Raw genomic sequence first — 3,580 nt, forward strand, 5'->3', positions numbered from 1 at the left:
AGATCCTTGGTCGTCTGGATGCTCTCGTAGAGGGGACCATCCCCGCGTGGGCGGGGGAAACTCCAGCGTGGAACTCGCTGGCAAATCACACTATTTCAAAGAACAGGCGGTGTCGACGCCTTGCGGCGGACGACCAGTACGCCATCGAGATCGGCCAGCTCGACCGGCGGTGTGCCCAGCATGGCGAGGCCGAGGCCGCCGGCGGACGTGCCATCCCGCCATGACATCACCACCGAGCCGCCGGGCATCGTCGCCCACCAGTCGGACAGAACAGTCCAGATGCGCTCGCGCACGGCCCTCGACACCTCCGGCGAGACATAGACCCCCGGGGCGACCTCCGGCATCACGGAGGCGAGGAAGCCGCGGTAGCGGTCGGCTACGTCACGCGTCACCACCACGGTCATCGGCATCGTCGTGGCTCCTCGCATCCTTCTCAAGGGCCGCATGGTCGCCGCCGGTCGCCTTCCGGGCACGGCGCAAAGGCTTCTCGCCGCCCTGCTCGGCCGAAAACAGGGCCTTGATGCGGTCGATCATCGTCGCGATCAGGTCGTCGCGGCGCATGGTTTCGCCAACGAGGCGCCGCGTCACCCGCTCGATCGAAAGATGCGGGGTCTTCTTCTGCACCATCACGGCGCGGAAGGCGCAGGGTACGGTCACGGAATCGCGGAACAGGTCGGCGATGTCCAGCATGAAGCTCTGGCCGGAATCCTCGTGAATGAAGCCGAGTTGCGGAATGGTCGCCGTCGCCGCCACCGCGATGGCCGCAGCCCCCTCGACGGCGCTGGCCGCATGATTGATGGCCTGGTTGGGAAGATCGGCGGCCAGCGGGTCGGACCGGTCGTAGCGTCGCCCTTGCCAGCGAATGCCGAACCTTTGCGCGAGGTTGGCATAGAGGGCCTTGACGCGGGCGCCCTCGATGCCGCGCAGCACGGCGATATCGCGGTGCGGCAGAACCTCGCCAAGCCGCCAGGCATACATCCGGCGGGCGACGTCGAGCCGGCCGCGGTTGGCATCGGCCCAGAGTTCCGTCTGCCGCCGGGCAAGATGCGAGAAGTCCGGCAGCAGCGGCGGCGCGGTGTAGAGCCGCACGCCATCGTCGCCCACCGCCGCGAGCCCGGCACCGTGGCGGGCAAGCAGGCGCAGCGCGTCGTGACTGACCGTCGAGCCCGGCCCGAGCAGCAGCAGCGAGATCGACTGGTGCGGGATGGTGTACTCGCCGCGCTCTACCGCGCCGCCGCCGGCCGAGGCAAAGCGCAGGCATCCGGCCTCCACCGTCAACGCTCCGCGATCAAGCAGCATCAGTCCGTGCCTGTCGGCATGGGGCAGGCGGGCGGTTTCGAGACCGAGCCTGCCAATCAGCACGGGGCACTCCCCCGGCCCGCCGCCGGCCGCTGGGGCGGCCTTAGCAAGAGCATGCCGTAGCCGTAGGTTCGGTGACGACCGATGCCGGAGGCCAGCGTCGCGGCGAAGGCTTCGGCATCGGTGACCGTCAGCGTGCCGTGAATAATGGCGTCCGGCCCTTCCAGCCGCCGGCTGCCGCGCGACACGACCTGGCGCCGGATACCGGCAAGGCGCGTTGCGTGCAGGTCCAGCCGGGCGGCCGGGGCGAGACGCTCGGCCAGCCAGTCGAGATAGACGCTCTCGCGGGTGATGATGGGGGCGGCATCAGCTGTCGTGCGCAGGCTGTAGGCAAGGTAGGCGTCGACCTCCGCACCCTTGCGCATCGTCACTGTCTTGCCGGCCTCGTCGACGCCGGCCAGATCGCCATGCAACCGCACCACCGGGCGCAGCCGCACATCGAAGCCGAGCCGCTGGCCCTCCTGCCATGTCGACGGCGGCCGGGGAATGGAGCGCAGGCGATCGAGCTGGATCACCGCCTGCTGTCCCGGCGTCAGGCTGGCGGATGCCGCCGTGCGCAGGGCCTCGGCATCCTCGGCCGCGTAGGCATAGAGCGTACCTGCCCGGGCCCGTGGTGCGACCATCAGACGGAAGGGCTGCAAGGTTGCCGGACCAAAAACCTCGCCGAGGAGGTGATGCAGCGCCAGCCCCTCGTCGAAGTTGCCAGCGAAATTGCGCCCGCCGGCCCAGAGATGCAACTCGCGCAGAGCGATGGGAAGTTCGACGAGATGCAGGCTCACGCGATCTCCCCCTCACTGACACGGCGGTGGCCGCCATGCAGCCCGGTGCGCCAGTTGCGCATGTCACTGATGTCGCGGACTGTGCCGCCGCCTTCCTCCGCCGGCCAGAACGCACGGCCGGGCAGGCCGATGGCCTTCAAGGCTTCAAGGGCGTTCTCACCTTCAAGCCAGCCAGCAAACAGCTGCGCGGACGGGAGGCAACCCTTGCGGCCGATGAACAGCGGGCGTGCCGGCCGGTCCAGCACTTCTGCGAGACGGTCAAGGTCCGGCCCTTCCGGGAGATCATGCAATCGCAGCACCACCCGGCAGTCATGATCGGCGAGATAATCTCGGCGGCGGCGATGCGGGCTGTCATAAGTGTCCCCAGTCCGTACGTCCGGTTGGCCCCATGTGGTCCAGCCACAGTCTTTCTTTTCCAGCTTGGCGTTCTGGATGTCGGTCAGCAGCCGTCCCGGCCGGATGACCATCGCGCCGAACACGAGCCTGTCCTGGAGCGCCTGATGCGCGGAGGTCTCCTCCCGTCGAAGGCCAAGCGCGTTGGCGAGCAAGCCTGTCAGCGCCGAGGCCGCAGGAAAATCGCGCGTGGGTCCGACATGGTCGATCGCCACGTCGCCGAAGGCCACGAGCGGCGCTGCGAGGCGCAGGTGCAGCCAGCGATGGGTCATGCCGCGACGTCCGTCTGCTGCTGAGGCAGATCCCGCACGAAGGCCGCGAGATCGGCCAGCGTGCCGCGTTCCGCGCCGGGCACATCGGTGTTCGCAAGCGACAGGAAGCGTCGATCCTCACCGGTCGCATAGACGGCGTCGAGGTTCGCAAGATGCTCGGAGAGCTTGGCGACCGCGACGCCGGCATTCGCAGCACAGGGGGTACGGAAAGCTTCCGCCAGAGAGCGCGGCTGACGGTCGCCAGCCTCGACCAGCAGGAACGAGGCACGGGAATAGGGGGCGGTGGAGCCGAGTTTGGCGCCGGGAGAGACCTCGGCGATCAGGTAGAGGAGATTGTGCAGCACAGCACCGGCCAACTGCGCATCTCCCGCGAGATTGCCCAGCAGGCCCGGAATGTCCACCACCACATAGCCGTAGAAAAGGCCGGAGGTGAGTTCGGTTTCCTGGATGGTATCGGCACCCGACTCGTCGTCGCGGGCGAGATCGTCGGCGGCGATGAAATAGTCGCTTTCGGTTTCCTCGGTATGCACGGTGAAGGCATGGGCGACGTGAACGGGGGCGTCGATGTTGGCCCGAGGGTCGGAAGTGACCATGCGGCCGAACAGGGCGGCGGTGAGGCCGCCGGGGAGCTTCCCTGCGCTTCGAAGCGCTGCGATGTTCTCCTTTCTCTGCTTTTGGAACTCGCTTTCGCCCTTCTTTGCTACACCCACCCAAGCTTCGCCAAGGGAGAAAGCTCGGGCAGCGTCTCCGTTTGCCTCACCGGCCAGACGCACAAAT

At 67.8% G+C, this 3,580-nt stretch carries 5 protein-coding genes; all 5 read right to left on the reverse strand.

Features of this window, described 5'->3' with window-relative positions; genetic code table 11:
- Positions 1 to 95: 95 nt before the first annotated feature.
- Positions 96 to 410 (reverse strand): type I-E CRISPR-associated endoribonuclease Cas2e, encoded by a 315-nt coding sequence (cas2e, locus tag A6302_RS19680; RefSeq protein WP_069308445.1) that lies wholly within the window; start codon positions 408 to 410, stop codon positions 96 to 98.
- Positions 382 to 1,362 carry a type I-E CRISPR-associated endonuclease Cas1e gene (gene cas1e, locus A6302_RS19685; protein ID WP_069308446.1) on the reverse strand — a complete coding sequence of 327 codons (981 nt, stop codon included), beginning with the start codon at positions 1,360 to 1,362 and terminating at the stop codon, positions 382 to 384. The genes cas2e and cas1e overlap by 29 nt, the downstream gene beginning before the upstream one ends.
- Positions 1,356 to 2,138, reverse strand: coding sequence for a type I-E CRISPR-associated protein Cas6/Cse3/CasE (locus tag A6302_RS19690; RefSeq protein WP_069308447.1), 783 nt, complete (start codon positions 2,136 to 2,138; stop codon positions 1,356 to 1,358). The genes cas1e and A6302_RS19690 overlap by 7 nt, the downstream gene beginning before the upstream one ends.
- Positions 2,135 to 2,803, reverse strand: coding sequence for a type I-E CRISPR-associated protein Cas5/CasD (gene cas5e, locus A6302_RS19695; protein WP_069308448.1), 669 nt, complete (start codon positions 2,801 to 2,803; stop codon positions 2,135 to 2,137). The genes A6302_RS19690 and cas5e overlap by 4 nt, the downstream gene beginning before the upstream one ends.
- A partial coding sequence (gene cas7e / locus A6302_RS19700) for a type I-E CRISPR-associated protein Cas7/Cse4/CasC (protein ID WP_069308449.1) occupies positions 2,800 to 3,580 on the reverse strand: 781 nt, incomplete at its 5' end. The genes cas5e and cas7e, both read right to left, overlap by 4 nt.

The organism is Methylobrevis pamukkalensis (genome assembly GCF_001720135.1).
In the GTDB taxonomy this organism is placed as follows: Bacteria; Pseudomonadota; Alphaproteobacteria; order Rhizobiales; family Pleomorphomonadaceae; genus Methylobrevis; species Methylobrevis pamukkalensis.